This is a genomic window from Vibrio azureus (genome assembly GCF_002849855.1).
GTDB lineage: Bacteria > Pseudomonadota > Gammaproteobacteria > Enterobacterales > Vibrionaceae > Vibrio > Vibrio azureus.
In genome coordinates, this window is the sequence record NZ_CP018617.1 from 1,020,596 (window position 1) to 1,036,700 (window position 16,105).

The 16,105-nt window shown below is 39.9% G+C and carries 9 protein-coding genes; 4 read left to right on the plus strand and 5 right to left on the minus strand.

The genetic code is table 11. The features are described 5' to 3' along the window. Positions 1-201 precede the first annotated feature (201 nt). Positions 202-3,252: an AAA family ATPase gene (locus tag BS333_RS18305; protein WP_021711164.1), complete on the minus strand. Its 3,051-nt coding sequence runs from the start codon at positions 3,250-3,252 to the stop codon at positions 202-204. Further along, positions 3,249-4,409: an exonuclease SbcCD subunit D gene (locus BS333_RS18310; protein WP_021711165.1), complete on the minus strand. Its 1,161-nt coding sequence runs from the start codon at positions 4,407-4,409 to the stop codon at positions 3,249-3,251. Before BS333_RS18310 ends, BS333_RS18305 begins: the two co-directional genes overlap by 4 nt. A gap of 494 nt (positions 4,410-4,903) precedes the next feature. Here BS333_RS18310 and BS333_RS18315 point away from each other — a divergent pair, with 494 nt between their 5' ends. Further along, positions 4,904-6,466, plus strand: a complete 1,563-nt coding sequence (locus BS333_RS18315) for a ricin-type beta-trefoil lectin domain protein (protein WP_021711166.1) — start codon at positions 4,904-4,906, stop codon at positions 6,464-6,466. A 289-nt stretch (positions 6,467-6,755) separates the two neighbouring features. Further along, complete coding sequence (locus BS333_RS18320) at positions 6,756-7,331, plus strand: YceI family protein (protein ID WP_021711167.1); 576 nt, start codon at positions 6,756-6,758, stop codon at positions 7,329-7,331. Between the two features lie 215 nt (positions 7,332-7,546). Here BS333_RS18320 and BS333_RS18325 read toward each other — a convergent pair whose 3' ends face one another. The 3 genes from BS333_RS18325 to BS333_RS18335 form a co-directional block, all read right to left on the minus strand. Further along, positions 7,547-8,119, minus strand: coding sequence for a cytochrome b (locus tag BS333_RS18325; RefSeq protein WP_021711168.1), 573 nt, complete (start codon positions 8,117-8,119; stop codon positions 7,547-7,549). Between the two features lie 158 nt (positions 8,120-8,277). Further along, a complete protein-coding gene (locus BS333_RS18330) occupies positions 8,278-11,145 on the minus strand; it encodes an Ig-like domain-containing protein (RefSeq protein ID WP_021711169.1) in 2,868 nt (955 codons plus the stop codon). A 422-nt stretch (positions 11,146-11,567) separates the two neighbouring features. Next, positions 11,568-13,220, minus strand: a complete 1,653-nt coding sequence (locus tag BS333_RS18335; protein WP_021711170.1) for a SpoIIE family protein phosphatase — start codon at positions 13,218-13,220, stop codon at positions 11,568-11,570. Positions 13,221-13,599: 379 nt separating this feature from the next. On the opposite strand from BS333_RS18335, the gene BS333_RS18340 reads away from it, so the two are divergent. Both BS333_RS18340 and BS333_RS18345 read left to right on the plus strand, forming a co-directional pair. Next, positions 13,600-14,856: an aromatic amino acid transport family protein gene (locus tag BS333_RS18340; protein WP_021711171.1), complete on the plus strand. Its 1,257-nt coding sequence runs from the start codon at positions 13,600-13,602 to the stop codon at positions 14,854-14,856. Between the two features lie 247 nt (positions 14,857-15,103). Next, positions 15,104-15,439, plus strand: coding sequence for a lipoprotein (locus BS333_RS18345; RefSeq protein WP_033004308.1), 336 nt, complete (start codon positions 15,104-15,106; stop codon positions 15,437-15,439). Positions 15,440-16,105: the final 666 nt, after the last annotated feature.

A 16,105-nucleotide genomic window follows, 5' to 3' on the forward strand; every position in this document is an offset into this window, starting at 1 on the left:
TCATTTAAAATCCTATTGAATTCATATTAATTTCAAACATTTTAGAAAAAAATCATTATAATTATTTGGTTTTTAAATCAAAAAAAACATCAAAAAAAGAAATGGATAAAAGTGAGGAATTGAAATTGTACATATGAGGAGTACTCAGTGCCATTTTGATTCCTCCCAAGTCATCTTCGAATAACTCAGGAGGAACAGAAGCTAACTGAGCAAAGCAGAGTGTATTTTAACTTTAGAGCCCAACCTTGACGCTTCAACATCTATCCTTTGACGCATCTGCTCTTTAAGCTCAGCAACATGGGAGATCACACCAATCATTCGACCTGTCTGTTGTAAATCGACTAAAGTCTGAATAGCAAGGTCAAGCGAATCGGGGTCTAGGCTACCAAACCCTTCATCGATAAAGAGCGTGTCTAAACGAATGCCACCGCTGTAAGATTGCACCACATCTGATAAGCCCAGCGCTAATGCTAAAGCCGCCATGAATGACTCCCCACCTGACAAGGTCGCAACATCCCGCGTTTTTGCGCTGTAGCTATCTTCAACCACTAAGTCTAACCCTCGCCCAGCAATACCTTTAAATCCTTCTGTTTTTCGGGCTAAAACATAGCGACCTTTGCTCATCAAACTCAACCGCTGCGACGCTTGGATAAGAACATCATCTAATAGAACGCCTAAAACAAAACGGTGCAAACTGATTCGGCTCCCGGTTTTACCACTGGCGACATCAAACAGAGTGCCATATATTTTATACTCTTCCTCAAGCTTGAGATTCTTCGCATGCAGTTCAACAATATTACTGCGCACTTTTTCTAAACGCTCAAACAGTGAACGCGTCTTATCCAACTGCTCCCTTGAGTGAGTGTAAGTTTCTTGAGCTTGATCTAAATGCGCATTCAGAGCGACTAAGTCAGGCTTGTCTGTCTCTTTAAGCGATTGATTTAAATCTTCCAGTGTTTGCGCTAGTTTGATGTGTTCTTGTTTAAAGGTTTCGACTTCTTCGAGCCAAGACTGCATCTCTTGCTCAGGTACTTTACTGGCTAAAAATTGCTCTTGACCTGAGAACATACTGCTATGTAAAGCACTTTCCCAATCTGTCTGCGCTAATTCATAAGCCGCGACGGCCTGTTTGAGTAGGTCTTGATGTGCGTATTTCTGACTCTCTGCTTGTGCTTTTTGAAGTGTCGCCTGCTGAAACTGGGATTGCGCCTGGTCTAGTCGCGTCTGTAATTCAATCAGCAGCTTACTCAATCGGTTCAATTCCAGATCGAGTTGTTCAATAGATGAAAACCTATCCCCCAGTTTTGCCATCACACCAGTGCGCTGATCTTGTTTAACGGTGAGCATGGATTCATTGGCTACCACTTGATCGTTAAGTGCCTTAATTTTACCTTCGCCATCTTCACAACGTTGCTGCAATGTCTTTACATGACTTTCTATTTGTTGAAGATCAATAGAGGCCAAGGTCTGCTTGTGATTAAACTGTTGTTGCAAACTTTGTTGGACATTGTTCAGTTCGGCCTGAGCATGTTGTCCTAACTCTTCGAGTATCTTATTGAGTTGTAGTTGATACTGAGAAATAGCAATGTGGTGCTGCTCCAATTGGTTATTCAATTGATTGAACTCAGCTTGCGCCATGCTCTCTTTCTGACGAGCTTGTTGGACTTGCTCTTTAGTGATTTCCTCGTTAGTAAATTGAGCTGGCTTGGGATGCTCCCTACTGCCACACACCGGGCACATTTCACCGATCTGTAATCGCTGCGCAAGAATCGCAGCTTGAGCATTATGCCAACTGAGTTCACTTTCATTGGCCAATTGTTGATGCTGTTGATAAGCAGACTGTGCCTTAGCTACGCTGTCTTGTTTACTCTGGGTTAATGCCTCTAGTGAACTTAAGGATTGGCGTATATCATCTCGTTTTTGTAAATCTTGCAGTAAGCGCTGTTGTTGTTGAATCTCAGCTTCAATCGTCGCAATATTTGCAACATCAAGACGTGCTTTTTCAAGCTCTTGCTGACCTTGTTGCGCTTCCAGCATTAATTTGTTTTTTAGCGCAACATATTGAATCTGTTTATCTTGTAGCGTTTTTTGCGTTTCAATGGTCTCAGCAATCGTTTTGTCTAATGCGATTTTTTCTGCCCACTGACTTTTCATGCTGTCCAATTGGTACTGCTGCTCGGTTAAAGCCGGAATTTGTTTTGCTTGCTCTTTTGCTTTTTGACAGTCTGATTCCTTACTGGCCATGATGTTTTCTGCCGAGCTCAGCGTTTGTGTAAGAGACGTGACTTTTGCTGTCAGTTCATCGACCTGCTGCTTTGATTTCTGTAAGTTAATGAAAGGAGGTTCAATTTGGTTCGCTTTGTAGGCTCTGTCTAACTGCAGCTTTCGTTCAGCAATATGCTTTTCTTGCTGTAGATGCTGATTCAATGACACTTCGGCTTGGTCACGTTTCGCAAAGTCACGGCGAATTGCTTGTGCTTTTTGTAAATCTGTTTTTAAACGGTTGAGCTGAGCCAAAGCTTCTTGTTCTTTTGCGTTTGATGATTCAAGTTGTACAGAAGCACTCTCTGCTTGCTCTCGTAATTCATCCTCTGAGGATACCGCTGCCACTTGAAGTGCTCCGCGAATTTGATTATCAAAATCCACTTTTGCCTTACTGATCGCCCCGGCTTTATCTTTTAGAGCATATTCTATTTTTTTGTAAATGTCGGTCTGGAACAGTTGACCGAAGATCTCTTCTCGCTCTCTAGAGCTTGCTAGTAACAACTCACGGAATTTACCCTGTGGTAGCACCATCACTTGACGAAATTGAACTTCATTCAAACCAATAATGTCTACGATTTCAGTTTTCACTTGTGTCGTTTTACTCGTGATCAACTGCTCTTCATCGGTAATGTCATACAGAGCCGAAGTATGTTTGCGTACGGTCATCCCTTCGCCACGTGCTTTGGGAGATTCCTGCTCCGGAGTACGGGTCACTCGGTAACATTTACCGTTCAGCACAAATTCCAACTCCACCTTGGTCATTAAAGTTGCATCAGCCATATCACTACGCATCTGCATGCCTTGGCGCTCATTACCCGTCGTTTCACCATATAACGCGAAACAAATCGCATCGAGAATGGATGTTTTGCCGGAACCGGTTGGACCGTTGATCAAAAATAATGGATTAGTACCTAATTTATCGAACTCAATGGTTTCTGTTTTAGCAAATGGCCCAAAGGCTTGCATGGTCAGTTTGAGCGGTTTCATAAGCTACCTTTGTTATTATTTGAGCGATGATGAGAAAGCTGATTGATAATTTGACTGATCGCTGCTTCTTGATCTTGGGAAAGATCGGTTTCTTGAGCTTCAGAAAAGAAGTCACGAAACATGTCCATTTCACTTCGTGCCAGTTTAGCTTGTGAAAGGGTTTGATTGACTCCGATAAGCATACCCGGTTTCTCAAGGTGTAAGACATTCGGATATACGGCTCGTAATTTATCCATTGGATTTAAAATCGCATGTTTATCCATCAACCGAACCAGTAAATAGTCATGATTTTTAGGGTCGGTTTTCCCCAGCTCTAAGACCTGATTCAAATCACCTTCGATGATTCTCATTTCATGAGGAGCGGTGAGCTCAATATGTTCTGCACAGACAAAGCCATGATGATCTAACTCAACCAAGGTAAAGCCTTTCTTGTGCTTTTGCTCCCCAAAACTGTATTTCATCAGTGAGCCAGAATAACGAATATACTCCTCACCTTTTTTTTGTGGTTGATGAAGGTGGCCCAAAGCAACGTAATCAAACCCCTCAAAATGCGCATGACTCACTCGATCAGCCCCCCCGATTGAAAGTGGCCGTTCTGAGTCAGACTCGATCGCTCCATCAACAAAGCAGTGACTGATCAATACATTGCGCTGGCTAGGTTGAAACTTCTGCTTAATATGATTCGCTAAAAACTGATGAGCTTCATCGTGCGTCGAGATTGCCTGTTTAAAAGTAAAACGAACGTGTTCTGGATCATTGTAAGGCAAGCCATAAAACGCCACATCTCCTGCCGATGGAGTATTGATCACAACAGGAGTCAGCATATCATCGAAGTTACTGACAATATGCAAACCTGCCTTACTCATTTGTTCTGCGCCAAAGCCTAGGCGCTCGGCACCATCATGGTTACCGGGAATCATAATCATCGGTGTGTTGAGCTCACCACAAATCTTCTTAACCGTATGATTCAGTAGTTCTATCGCGGATGTCGGCGGCACCGAACGATCGAAGATGTCCCCCGCTACAATCACGGCATCAACAGGGTTTGCCGCTATGTAATCAATAAATTGTTCAAGTACAGCTTTTTGGTCATCGAGCAAAGAGACATTGTGAAACTGTCGACCAAGGTGCCAGTCTGACGTATGGATAAACTTCATTTAACTTCGCTTAGTACAAAAATAGGCATCTGCCTATTATCGCAGTAGAAAGAAAAATCGTCATGAGTTTTTAACAAATTCAGCCAACACAGAGATATGTATCCCAGTGGCCTCAATTATTTCTGAATCGAACACCTTGCTCTTACTGAATATGTGAAAAACAAAAGGATAACTTTAGGTTATTTGTAATTTATTTAACAAAAAGAGCCAAAAAAGATAAATAAACCCCAAAAAAATAGCTTTATGTAATTTTCTGTAAATTTAATTGAGTTTTATAGAATTACAAAGAGTTTACTGTTTGGAAATAATCTTTGCGTGTAATTTAAAAGCCCATTAACAAATGGGTAACTAGGAAGGACATGCAGTCTAATGCCCGTACGAGGCTTATTCTCAAAGGCCACGTGTAAACGAAAAGTATGTTTAGCCAATTCAAAACATCAATAGCTGCATGAAAAGCCGAGCAAAAAATTAGACTGATAAATAAGAAATACAACATGAATAATAAAACTCAATTAGCACGTGCCATAGGTACTTTCATCCTCTCTTTGAGCGCATTAAGCCATGCTTTTGCTGCTGAAACATCCTTAGATAACACGAAAAGTGCAATGAATTCCCAGATAAGGTTTCTGTTTACAGCAGACCCTCAATTTAATACTAAAGAAGGCTATACCAATCATCAAACACAAGATCGGTTAGCGGGTATGTTTGCAGAGCTTCAATACAGTCAAGTAACGCCCAATCCAATTTTTGGGCTACTCGTCGGTGGCGACATGACACAGAACGCTCATGATACCAGTATCGTTGGTTGGGAGTTTCGTTTCTGGAAAGATGTTGTTAACTATTATGGTTTAAAAGGTAAGGCCTATGAAACGATCGGCAACCATGACGAGACAACATTAGGTGCCGCTGCTCCTGGAGATATCGTAAAGTATATTGATCGAGAACGTGATCATCGACGTTTAAGCTATCGCAGAAAAGGAGCCATGTACTCATGGGATGTCGACGATACTCACTTTGTTGCTTTGGGTACGGGAGTCTTTTCTTCGGACAACCCGACAAGGTTTGGTGATGTAAAGAACTACAACCAGTTGGACTTCTTGCAGTCCGACCTAGACGTCAATGTCGGAAACAGTGATAAAAAAGTGGTCTTAATGTTTCACATGCCAGCCAATAACGGCGACTGGAATGCTGCTGATAGAACTCGTTTTATCAATTTAATCCAGCAATATAATGTTGTGTTAATCCTTGCAGGTCACACTCACTCTTGGGGGGGGCAACAATACATCACCTTACCCAATGGCCGTAAAATACCACAGGTAATTGCACCAACAACGAGATATGACCTGAGGCCTGATATGGCACAATATACGGATATAAAGCTCCGTAAAGGCTCTCCTTGGCTGCAAGTAGAATTAAAGCATAATGAAGGAGAGCAACACTTTAGGGGTGATATAGAACTTGATTTAAGAACCGATGCAAATTGGTATCCAGATGCTTCACCAGTAAAAGCGCCCAAATATAAAGACAAGCAAGGCAACTTCGGTGGCTATCGATACTCCTACAAAGATGTTCATTATTATAACCTAAAAAATGATCAGAGTGGTCGTTGTATTAGTTATCATGAGTCGACACCGGGGCCTGGAAGTATGCTTGTTCAAACCACTTGCCACAAAGAAGATCCAAGACAAAACTGGTTCTGGTCATCTCAAACACAGATGATTCATAACAAATTGAATTGGAACTATTGTTGGTCAAACTCTGAGCGATATGCAGGAGGTTCCATTGTGTTAGCTGAATGTGATACGAATAACCCAAATATGCGTTGGGAATACACCAAATACGATAGAACACATGACTGGTTAAGATACATTAAACCTGCTGGTTTTTCCGGCTTAATGGTCGATGCTTATCGAGATACTGATGAAGTCAAAGTTTATCCTGCTCATGGTGGTGATAATCAGTTGTGGAGCGCAGATCACCAGCGTTACCCAGCAAACCAGTTTTCTCTGAGCACGCCAATCCCTATGCACAATGATCAAGTCATTTCACTAAAATAGGTTTATCCCTAAGTAACGGCAAGCATCTCTATTTAAAGGCCCTTCTCTTAGTTGGGCCTTATTTTTTCTTCTATTACTACTATTCCCAAGTGACTTCAAGATGCTTGATTCAGAGCCATATGCAATGTTTGTTAGGTATGGCAGCCAAATTTTATTTCCCTTTACTTATTCACAGCGTAAATATCAACTACTATACTCAAGTAACCGTTAGAAACTCATAGAAGGTTGCGATAACGTAATGATACTTGAATATATAACCAAGTAATCTGATAAAATAAAGGGATAAATAATGAAAAACATCATCACTCCGATCAGTTTGGCTTATCTGTTGTTTGCTGGACATACATTGGCTGATAATAGCTATGCTCTAAACCCAGAGTTTTCATCTGTGAATTTCGCAACAATTAAAAAGCAGTATATTATTGAACCTGCAACACTGAATACCCTCGAGGGCTCGATCGACAAAGAGGGAAAGTTCGAGCTCAAAATAGAGTTAAAAGGTATTGATACGGGCGTACCTATTAGAAATACTCGCTTGCAGGAGATCTTTTTCGAAACGGTGAAGTTTCCACAAGCAACTGTGACTGGAAAAGTATCATTGAAAGCGCTATCCGGTGGCCCTAATAAAATGATCATTCCAGCTAACATCACCCTATTTGGTCATACTAAAACTCTAGATTTTCCTGTTGTGATATTAAAAACAAAGGAATTAATGATGATAAGCTCAACTCAACCTATTATTATCAATGCCAGTGATTTTGGGATCCCTAATGAAAATTTAGATAAGCTTTCTTCAACTGTGGGTAACATCGCGATTTCAGGAACAGTACCTCTTTCATTAGTTTTAACATTTGTCGCCCAGTAATCGTTTAACCCAAAAAATCTCAAAGTACTATGTTCATGTTCAGTAAGATGACATTAGCCCTGTTCAGTGAGACTACTTGAGCTCTTCAGGCACGGCAATGATTCGTTAATGCAGTGGCATAATAGATACAAGGCAGAGTAGCTATTAGAAGACATAGGAGCATAAATAAATCGCACTCCACCAATTAGTGGAGTGCGGTTAATTCAGCTTAACATTTAAGAAACCATGCTTTTTAAAACATTGTTCTTATTGACAAAATGATGTTTTAAGGCTGCGAAAATATGTAATACAATCAATCCAGCCAATAGAGCACAAGAAACACGGTGCACCATAAAGAAAAACTGATTAATCTCTGGATTAGATATTGGGTTAGGAATAGTGAATAAACCAAACAACTCATAGCTATGTGTAAGCATTAGAAATCCACTAACAAAAACAACCAACATGATTAGGTAAATAACACTGTGTGCAAGTTTCGCTATTTTTTTTTGCACAGTTGGAATCGTATCTGGTAATTCTGGTTCAACCCGAAAAAAAGACCATACCCAGCGGAATAAAAGTAAAACAGCAGCAACTGTTGCTACAGACATATTTATTATCGATAACGTATGAAATAACTTAGGCTTATCCATTACCAGTAACATACTATAGCCAGCCAAAGTGGCGTAAATGATAATAATAGCCATCGTCCAATGCATCCACTTACTGAATGAATCATACGACCTTACTGCAAATTTAGAATTGTTAGTTTTTAATTCTGAGGATTTTGCTAAATTAGCTTGTGACATGAGGCTACCAATAAACGTAATTTTTAAAATGAGATTGAAAGTATCGATTAAATAATATATGAGCTCTTTGAGAGCTTACTATAAAATAAGATTTCGAATGAAAAGGTTAGAAGTTAAAAATGGCGGAAGGCCTCACAGCATCCCGCCATTTTATACCGTTATTTACTTACACTGATCATATCGTTGAAGTAATTCACTTGCTCTGACATGGATAGGCTCTGTGAATTAGAACCAAGTGTCCACATAAAGAAGCCACCGTAACCATTATCCTTCTGCCATTTAGCTCGCTCTAGGTTATTTTCTCTCGTTTCTACAAAGCTACCGTTTGGTCCCCATTGTTTATTGATCGTATTACCCAAAACAATTTTAGACTTGTCACCGACATAGGTTGCGAAGTTGTTCATGGCAACTTTATACAAGAATTCTTTACCTGCGTCATAAGTCATTACATTAAAGAAGTCAAAGTCGTCTTTTGTCTCTTTCAGAAGATCAATAATTTCACCATGGTGACCTGAACGACCACCAGCATCAATAAATGAGCAGTTTTCAAACACGTTTGAGTTTGCACATTCAACTGGGTCCGCACCAACATGGTAAGTGGTTAATGAAAGGATCTTGCTATCACCCACTTTTTGTCGAATCAGCTTGATCAACGCCGTAAGATCCTGATTCTCTTTGTCGGTGATACGTGCTGCCTTTTCAAAGTCGAAGTCTAAACCATCAATTTGCACGTAACCTGCAAGCTGATATTTAGAGTAATCACAGTCACCATTGCTATTTGTAGCAAGACACTGACCTACCACTTCCTCTGGTTTAAGGTTCTTCTTATATACTGGGAATGGCGTATTAACTAACTTAACCAATCCATTCGCCACAGCTTCACGGCTTTGTTCGGTACCAATTGCAGACCAGATGCTTTCGTAGTTCTGCCCACCAAAAGCAACCATCATAGAGACGTTTTCTTTGTTGTGCTTCAACGTCGTCCATGCAAGGTACTGAGAACGTAGCCAGTCTGGGTTGTACTCCGGAGCTTCAACCATTTGATCAGAAATGGTGATGTTACCTTGTGAATCCCATTTACCAAATGACAATAAGTAACCGTCACCTTCCGAATTATTCAGTTCTTCAAAGTCATTCAATCCCCATGAAGTTAGGTAACTGATCGAACGGTCTGGGTTATTTGCTAAACCTGCTCCACCTGTACTTTCTTGCACCAAAATGTTCGACACCGCAGAAGTTTGGGTTTGATTGTTAGTATTCACGGCCTTAGCTGAAACTTGATATTCGCCAGCTTGGACGCCTAACCACTCATATTCAAATGGCGCTTCAGAGTCTTTAAATAGCACTTTGCCATTAGCCATAAAGTCAACATGATCGATGTCTCCTTCATAGCTCTTTGCATCGGCTTTTATTGAGATTGCGCGACCTTCAAAGAAACGAGAACCATCAGCAGGTGAAGTCAAAGAAACCACAAGATCTTTGTCTGTGATTGCAATAGACACTGATTCTGTTTCTGAACTTGCCCCTTGATCGTCAAATGCAACCGCTTGAAGTGTGTACTGACCTTCCACTTGGGCTGGTACGTTAACAGTAAAGATATCCCCTTCACTTGCCTCATTTTCCGATGCAACAACCTGTCCATTTAGCTTCACATCAACTCGAGTGACTTCGGTATCGTCCGTTGCTGCGATAACAACATCAAATGGCTGATTTGGAGCAATCTTTTGACCATTAAATGGAGAGTTAATTTGGACTTCTGGTAGTGGATTTGGATCACACTCACCCACTTCGTTCCATGCATCTTTCCAAGCATTTGGATAACTTGGATGACCTGTTCCTGGTGTCCAAACAGGGTTGCCACACCAACCAAAAATAGTACATTCATAAATATTACCAACATTAGTGACTTTATCGCCAACATTGTATGAAGTGCCATCTTGGTATGGAGCAACGTCGCCACAGCTTGAGCTCGTTTCTGTTACAGTGATGGACAAACTTTTGTGAGCAACATGAGATTCTTCATCCTGAGCTTCAACACGCAGAGTAGTCGTGCCCGCTTGATTTGCAGACCAATCACAGGAGAAATTTTGCGTCGCCTTAGCATCGAAGCTGCAAATCTCAGCATTATTTGCCAAGATCTTTACTGTCGATAGATCATCGTCGGAATCTGTTACATTCGCCGCAACAGTGACAACATCACCTTTCTGGAATGAAGCATTCAAATTCGGTGATAGAAACTCAATTTCCGGTGGATTAGAAGCATCAGCATCAGAATCAACAGAGATTTGAACTTTTGATTCAGTTAACTTCTTACCTGCAGAATCAAAAGCCATAACTGAAATCACAGTTTCACCTAACTCTGTTGGTTTCCATGTTTGCTGATATTCAGTTGTGCCAGTAACAACAGATTGTTGTGCTAGACGAGTGTTGTTAATCCAAAACTCGACTTTATCAGCACCTTGGCCATCAATTTCCGCCAAAATATCTACACTCGAACCAACATATGCAATCGTATTAGGTGCTGGAGACAATATGTCTAAAGAGACATCAGGCGTCGGAACAGTTTCGCCATCAAGTTTTACCTCTACAGAGCTTTCCAAACCAGTTAAATCAGTGAGCTTAGAACCAAATGCAAGAGTTAAAGCGAAACTTTCATCAGCCTCAAGAGAAGAATCCACCCATGAACCTTGAGAAAAATCGACGGTTACAGAATGAAGCACTCCACCATCAACAGGTGTATGATCAATAGATAATGATGGATAAGACAAGTCAGTAGAAGCCCAACCAATATTATTCAAGGCTTCTGGTAGAACAAACTCAATCACTGCATTTCTAAGTTCAGCACTTTCAGAACCTGAGTTTTTCACTTCAAGTTTATAACTGCTCCAATATTGGCTTTCTGATTCAGCCACTGCATGTGAAGAAAACTCCACTGCTATTGCCTGTGAAATAGGATTTAAAAGCATCCCACCACAAAGAACCGCTAGGCCTAATTTCTTATATTGTTTTGTTTTGTACACACTCATTCTCTCTATCTCTTCCATGTTATATTTAATTTCAATATCAAAATTAATTATTGATACTAAAATCAAATTAAAAAATATAGAAAACAAAGTAAAGTAAAACTAAATCATTTATAAATAATTAACCAGAAAATAATTAATTCAAAAAAAAGCCAAAAAAACCACAAAAACCATTCATGAAAAAGTTATGAATTAAAATAAAAATAAATATAAAACCAAACATATCAACACCTTAAACAAAAACATCAAAAGTTTGCATTTTAGTCATTAGTCAAAAGCCAGTAAAAATCGTTGAACTTTTAAAAAAGGATAATTAGTAAAAATTTAAATCTATAACGTATAAAATTTAATTTAACGAAAACATAACAAAAGCGAATGATACGTTAAAGTTACACTTCACTTACCATTATTTATGTTGATGTAATCTAAGAAGATTTAAATACAGTGAATGTATTCCCATAACTATTCGTCTTAAAATAAAAATCATCAGTCATTTCAGCGATAAGCATAAGCCCTCTCCCCGAGGCTGACCAACTGGCTTCATCAAGTAGGTTAGGCGCTTGAATTTCTCTCGATACATGAGATTGAAAAACGCTTTCTTTGATTGCCTCTCCAAAGTTCGTGATACTAATCATCACTTTGGGTTCACTCTCTTTAAAAACTTCACATAACAACTCTATTTGTTGGCCATCTTGCTCTTTGTATGAATGAATGAATGCATTATTCATGAGTTCAACTACACAGAGTTCCATCGCCTGTACAATATTTCTTGGCACAAATTGAACATTAAGAAAAGCGGTAACATCTTTACTGGCTCGCCGAGAGCTTTCAAGTGAACCATAGTATGAGCGTTCCATTTTCAACTTTTTTGGATGCTCGAGTGTATTTGCTTGTGGCCCAAGCCAAGAAACTCTTAACAAGCTGACATCATCTTCCATTTCTCGTTTGTTTTGCCACCTTTGAACCTCTTCCAATATAATATTCGCTTGTTCTTTGGTACACCTACTTTGCACCTTATTGATTGCAGAGATGAGCCTATCCATACCAAATAGAGTTGTCCCTTTTCTGGCCTCTAAAAGACCATCAGAAAAAAACCACAATGTGTCCCTAGGCTCCATTTGCAATGTGCCACTTTGGTACATCATAGGCTCCAGCATACCAACCATGAAGTTATCATCACCTACCAGCTCGAATTTGTTATATTTCTTTTGCCAAATAAACTTAGGGTGACCTGCTGTACAGTATTGCAGCTGGCCTGTTCGAGTATTGAGAACCGCATATTCAATCGTGAAATAGATTTGGCTTTGTGGTGTTTGCTGGTACAGCCGATTTAGTCTCTCTACGACCTCTGCGGGTTGCCGAATTTGAGAGCCTTCTTCATTCCAGTCTAGCGTTATCGACTCAATTTTATTTTTTTGCGATAGCGTTTGCTGGATAGAGAAAGCCATTAGAGCCGCTGATATACCATGCCCAGAAACATCAAAAACATAAAAAGCGACATGTTCATCATCCAACTCGATATACCCCAGCATATCCCCACCAATTTTGGAGCATGGTAAATAGGCATAATTAAATCTGGCCGAGTGAATATGCTCTTCAATTGGCAGCAATTGCTCAATGAGTTCACTTGCCGCATCCAAATCCCTTTGGATCATCTGATAAGCAGAGTCGAGTTCTTGGTTTCTAGCCGTAATCATATTATGCAAGTTCAAAGTCCTAAACCCTGCTCTGATTCGAGCTTGAAGCTCACCAACCGATGTCTTCTTATCTACAAAATCATCAGCACCAGCATCCATACCTTTAATGATCGAGTCTTGATCATTCTTAGAAGAGAGTAATACAAAAAAAATATAACGTGTGAAACATTCAGATTTAAGTCTACGGCATAACTCAATACCACTGATACCGGGCATGAGGAGATCGCTGATCACAAATTGAATGTCATCCCGTTTGATCAAGGTCTGTAAAGCGTCTTCACCGTTTTCAACTGTGATGATCTCGTAGCCATGTTTTTGTAATGCACTACTCATGTAACATAAAACTGTCTTACTATCGTCGACCAGTAATATAGAATCCATTTAATGCCCTACCCAATCAACCTCGTGCGTATTCCCCTAATATACCCAAGTGACCTCAAGATTCCTGATTCAGAGCGAGGTTACTTGGTTATAACTATAGATAAAATTGTTCAATAAAGTGATAAGCCTACCAATTTACTCAAGTTCTCTATCTAAAATGGGCTAAAAGTAACAAAACTAATAAAGTGTGAAATTTCCACTTTAAAAACCAATAAACTAATAAAAAATGGTGTTTAATAGTAATTTTTTTAAAATAAACAGTTCAAATAACCATTCTATAAAATCAGTTTAGTATATGATGCTAACTCATAAAGATGATAAATCTATCCGAAGACTATAAGATTCTCGACATTATTGTTTATATAAAGGCTTGTTTTGAGTGAATGAATCTAGAGAAACGTTAAATATCAGTGAACCTACTACAAAATCTAACTGGTCAAAACATGATACACGTTGGACACTGAGCTTATTTGGCACTGCTGTCGGAGCTGGGATCTTATTTTTGCCAATTAACCTTGGAGTTGGTGGCTTCTGGCCATTAGTACTTATGGCCATCTTAGCGTTTCCAATGGCATTTTTATCACACCGAGGCCTCAATCGATTTGTTCTTTCTTCAAGCAGTTCAAATGCAGACTTTACTGATGTCGTCAAAGAACATTTTGGTGCAAAAGCTGGTCTATTAATCTCTTCGCTGTATTTTTTGTCTATTTTCCCGATCTTACTTATCTATGGCGTTGCCATTACAAACACAGTGGATAGCTTTCTCGTTAATCAAGTTGGCATGAGCTCTATTCCAAGACCGATATTATCGGGCACACTCGTGTTCAGCTTGATTGCGATTATGATGGCGGGAGAGAAAGTAATGCTGCGAGTTTTTGCCCTGATGGTTTACCCACTCGTGCTCGTATTAACCTTAATTTCTTTGTATTTGATCCCACACTGGTCAATGCCAAACTTATCTTTTCCCGAGACAGGGGCATTTCTTAAGACGACTTGGCTTGCAATCCCAGTCGTGATTTTTTCTTTCAGCCACGCTGCCGCAATTTCAAGCTTTGCTAATGTTCAGCGCCGCCATTACGGCCAACAAGGTAACCGAAAATCTGAACAAATACTTCGCTGCACTAATATCATGCTAGTTGTCTTTGTCCTGTTTTTTGTCTTTTCATGCACACTGAGTCTATCACCAGAGCAGTTACTCCAAGCTAAAGAGCAAAATGTATCGATTCTTTCATACCTTGCGAATGCGAATGGCCAACCTTTCATTGACTTACTCGGCCCACTCGTTGCTTTCGTTGCAATTACATCTTCTTTCCTAGGTCACTTTTTGGGTGCTCGCGAGAGCTTGAATGGATTATTAGTCAAACAGACTTCCATGTCTTCCTCGACGATCAGCAAATGCATCAATGTTTTTCTTTTCTTAGCGATTTGGTGTGTTGCTATTATCAATCCAAGTATTTTGGACATGATGGGAGATTTATCTGGCCCTATCATTGCTATGATTCTCTTCATAATGCCCACCATTGCGATTTTTAAAGTCAAATCCTTGCACAAGTTCCGTTACCACATTTCGACCGCTTTTGTTTTTATCACTGGCACGATTGCCGTGAGTGCACTAATTTTTCAGTTGGTAAACTAACTCAAAGCCTAAACTCAAAACCCAAGCACTTTTTTACGTGCTTGGGTTGATACACCCAAGTGACTGCAAGATACTTAGTTATATATGCGTCACTTTTAAGATCCTATCGCTTAAAATAAAGATATAACTGTTGACTTGCTCTATCTAGAAACGAGAATAGCGGCATTATCATGACTGAGAGAAAACACGGGATTCGTAAATTCACTTGCTTAGTCGCTGTTGGCCCTTAAACATCAATGAATATATTATGAAAAAAACATGGATTTTTACGTTACTAATCACACTCTTTCTGTCTGCCTGTAGCACGCAACAAGCTTCTCAAATGGGCTTAAGAGGAGGCAGTGTAAATACCTACGCTCAAAAGATGAGTAGTATGGAACTCTGTGAAGTTCTTTATTATAAAAGACCAACGAATCAATCGAAGGTCTCCGTTGGAGCAGAGTTTAATCGACGTGGTTTGAATAAACGTATGTGTGACAAAGAGTATAATAAACTCTATGTTGAGAAGATCATTGAAGATCTGATTCCCGTTGAGGAGAAAAACACATTTAAGCCACTTGCAACAATACAACCGCTCAAATAAAACATCACCACTCAAATAAAGACCAGTCAGTTGCTTAAAGAACAATCGGTTAACTAAAAAACAAGCGGTTAACTAAAAAACAAGCGGTTAACTAAAGAACAAGCGGTTAACTAAAGAACAAGCGGTTAAATGTGCGTACTTCTTTCGTTAACCTCACCTCCTTTAAACTCGATTATCCAGAATATATACCCAAGCTACCTCAAGATACTTGATTCAAAGCGGGCGCCCTAAGCCATCAGACGCAGCACCTTGAGGTAATTGGGTATATTGATCGTTCAAGTCATAAACGTCAAAATAATGTCACTCGTCGAAAAAATAACGTAAATAGCCTGTAAACGGTTTTCGTCTTTCTTGTAACCCGTTAGCTTTATACCCAAGTAACCTCAAGATGCTGTGTTCAGCGAGATGACCTTAACTTTCAGGCGCGGCAACGATTCGAAGATATAGTCGTTCTACATTGAGAATCGTTAACAAAGCCTGAGAGTTAAGGCCACTCGCCCTTTGGGAGCGTGTCACTGTGCCGACTTCTTTCGTCAGACAACCGTTCTTCTTACAAAAATAAGAAAGAGCCTGCTATTCCGCTTCGTTGTCTTCCTTGAATTCGACTCAGTGACCTCGCTCTGAATCAAGCATCTTGAGGTCACTTGGGTATGTAAACAGCCCCAT

Bases quoted from the DNA above. Each gene is read 5' to 3' on its own strand.
- BS333_RS18320 (WP_021711167.1), top strand. From the start codon at position 6,756: ATGAAAAACATCATCACTCCGATCAGTTTGGCTTATCTGTTGTTTGCT.
- BS333_RS18305 (WP_021711164.1), bottom strand. From the start codon at position 3,252: ATGAAACCGCTCAAACTGACCATGCAAGCCTTTGGGCCATTTGCTAAA.
- BS333_RS18335 (WP_021711170.1), bottom strand. From the start codon at position 13,220: ATGGATTCTATATTACTGGTCGACGATAGTAAGACAGTTTTATGTTAC.
- BS333_RS18325 (WP_021711168.1), bottom strand. From the start codon at position 8,119: ATGTCACAAGCTAATTTAGCAAAATCCTCAGAATTAAAAACTAACAAT.
- BS333_RS18330 (WP_021711169.1), bottom strand. From the start codon at position 11,145: ATGAGTGTGTACAAAACAAAACAATATAAGAAATTAGGCCTAGCGGTT.
- BS333_RS18345 (WP_033004308.1), top strand. From the start codon at position 15,104: ATGAAAAAAACATGGATTTTTACGTTACTAATCACACTCTTTCTGTCT.
- BS333_RS18310 (WP_021711165.1), bottom strand. From the start codon at position 4,409: ATGAAGTTTATCCATACGTCAGACTGGCACCTTGGTCGACAGTTTCAC.
- BS333_RS18315 (WP_021711166.1), top strand. From the start codon at position 4,904: ATGAATAATAAAACTCAATTAGCACGTGCCATAGGTACTTTCATCCTC.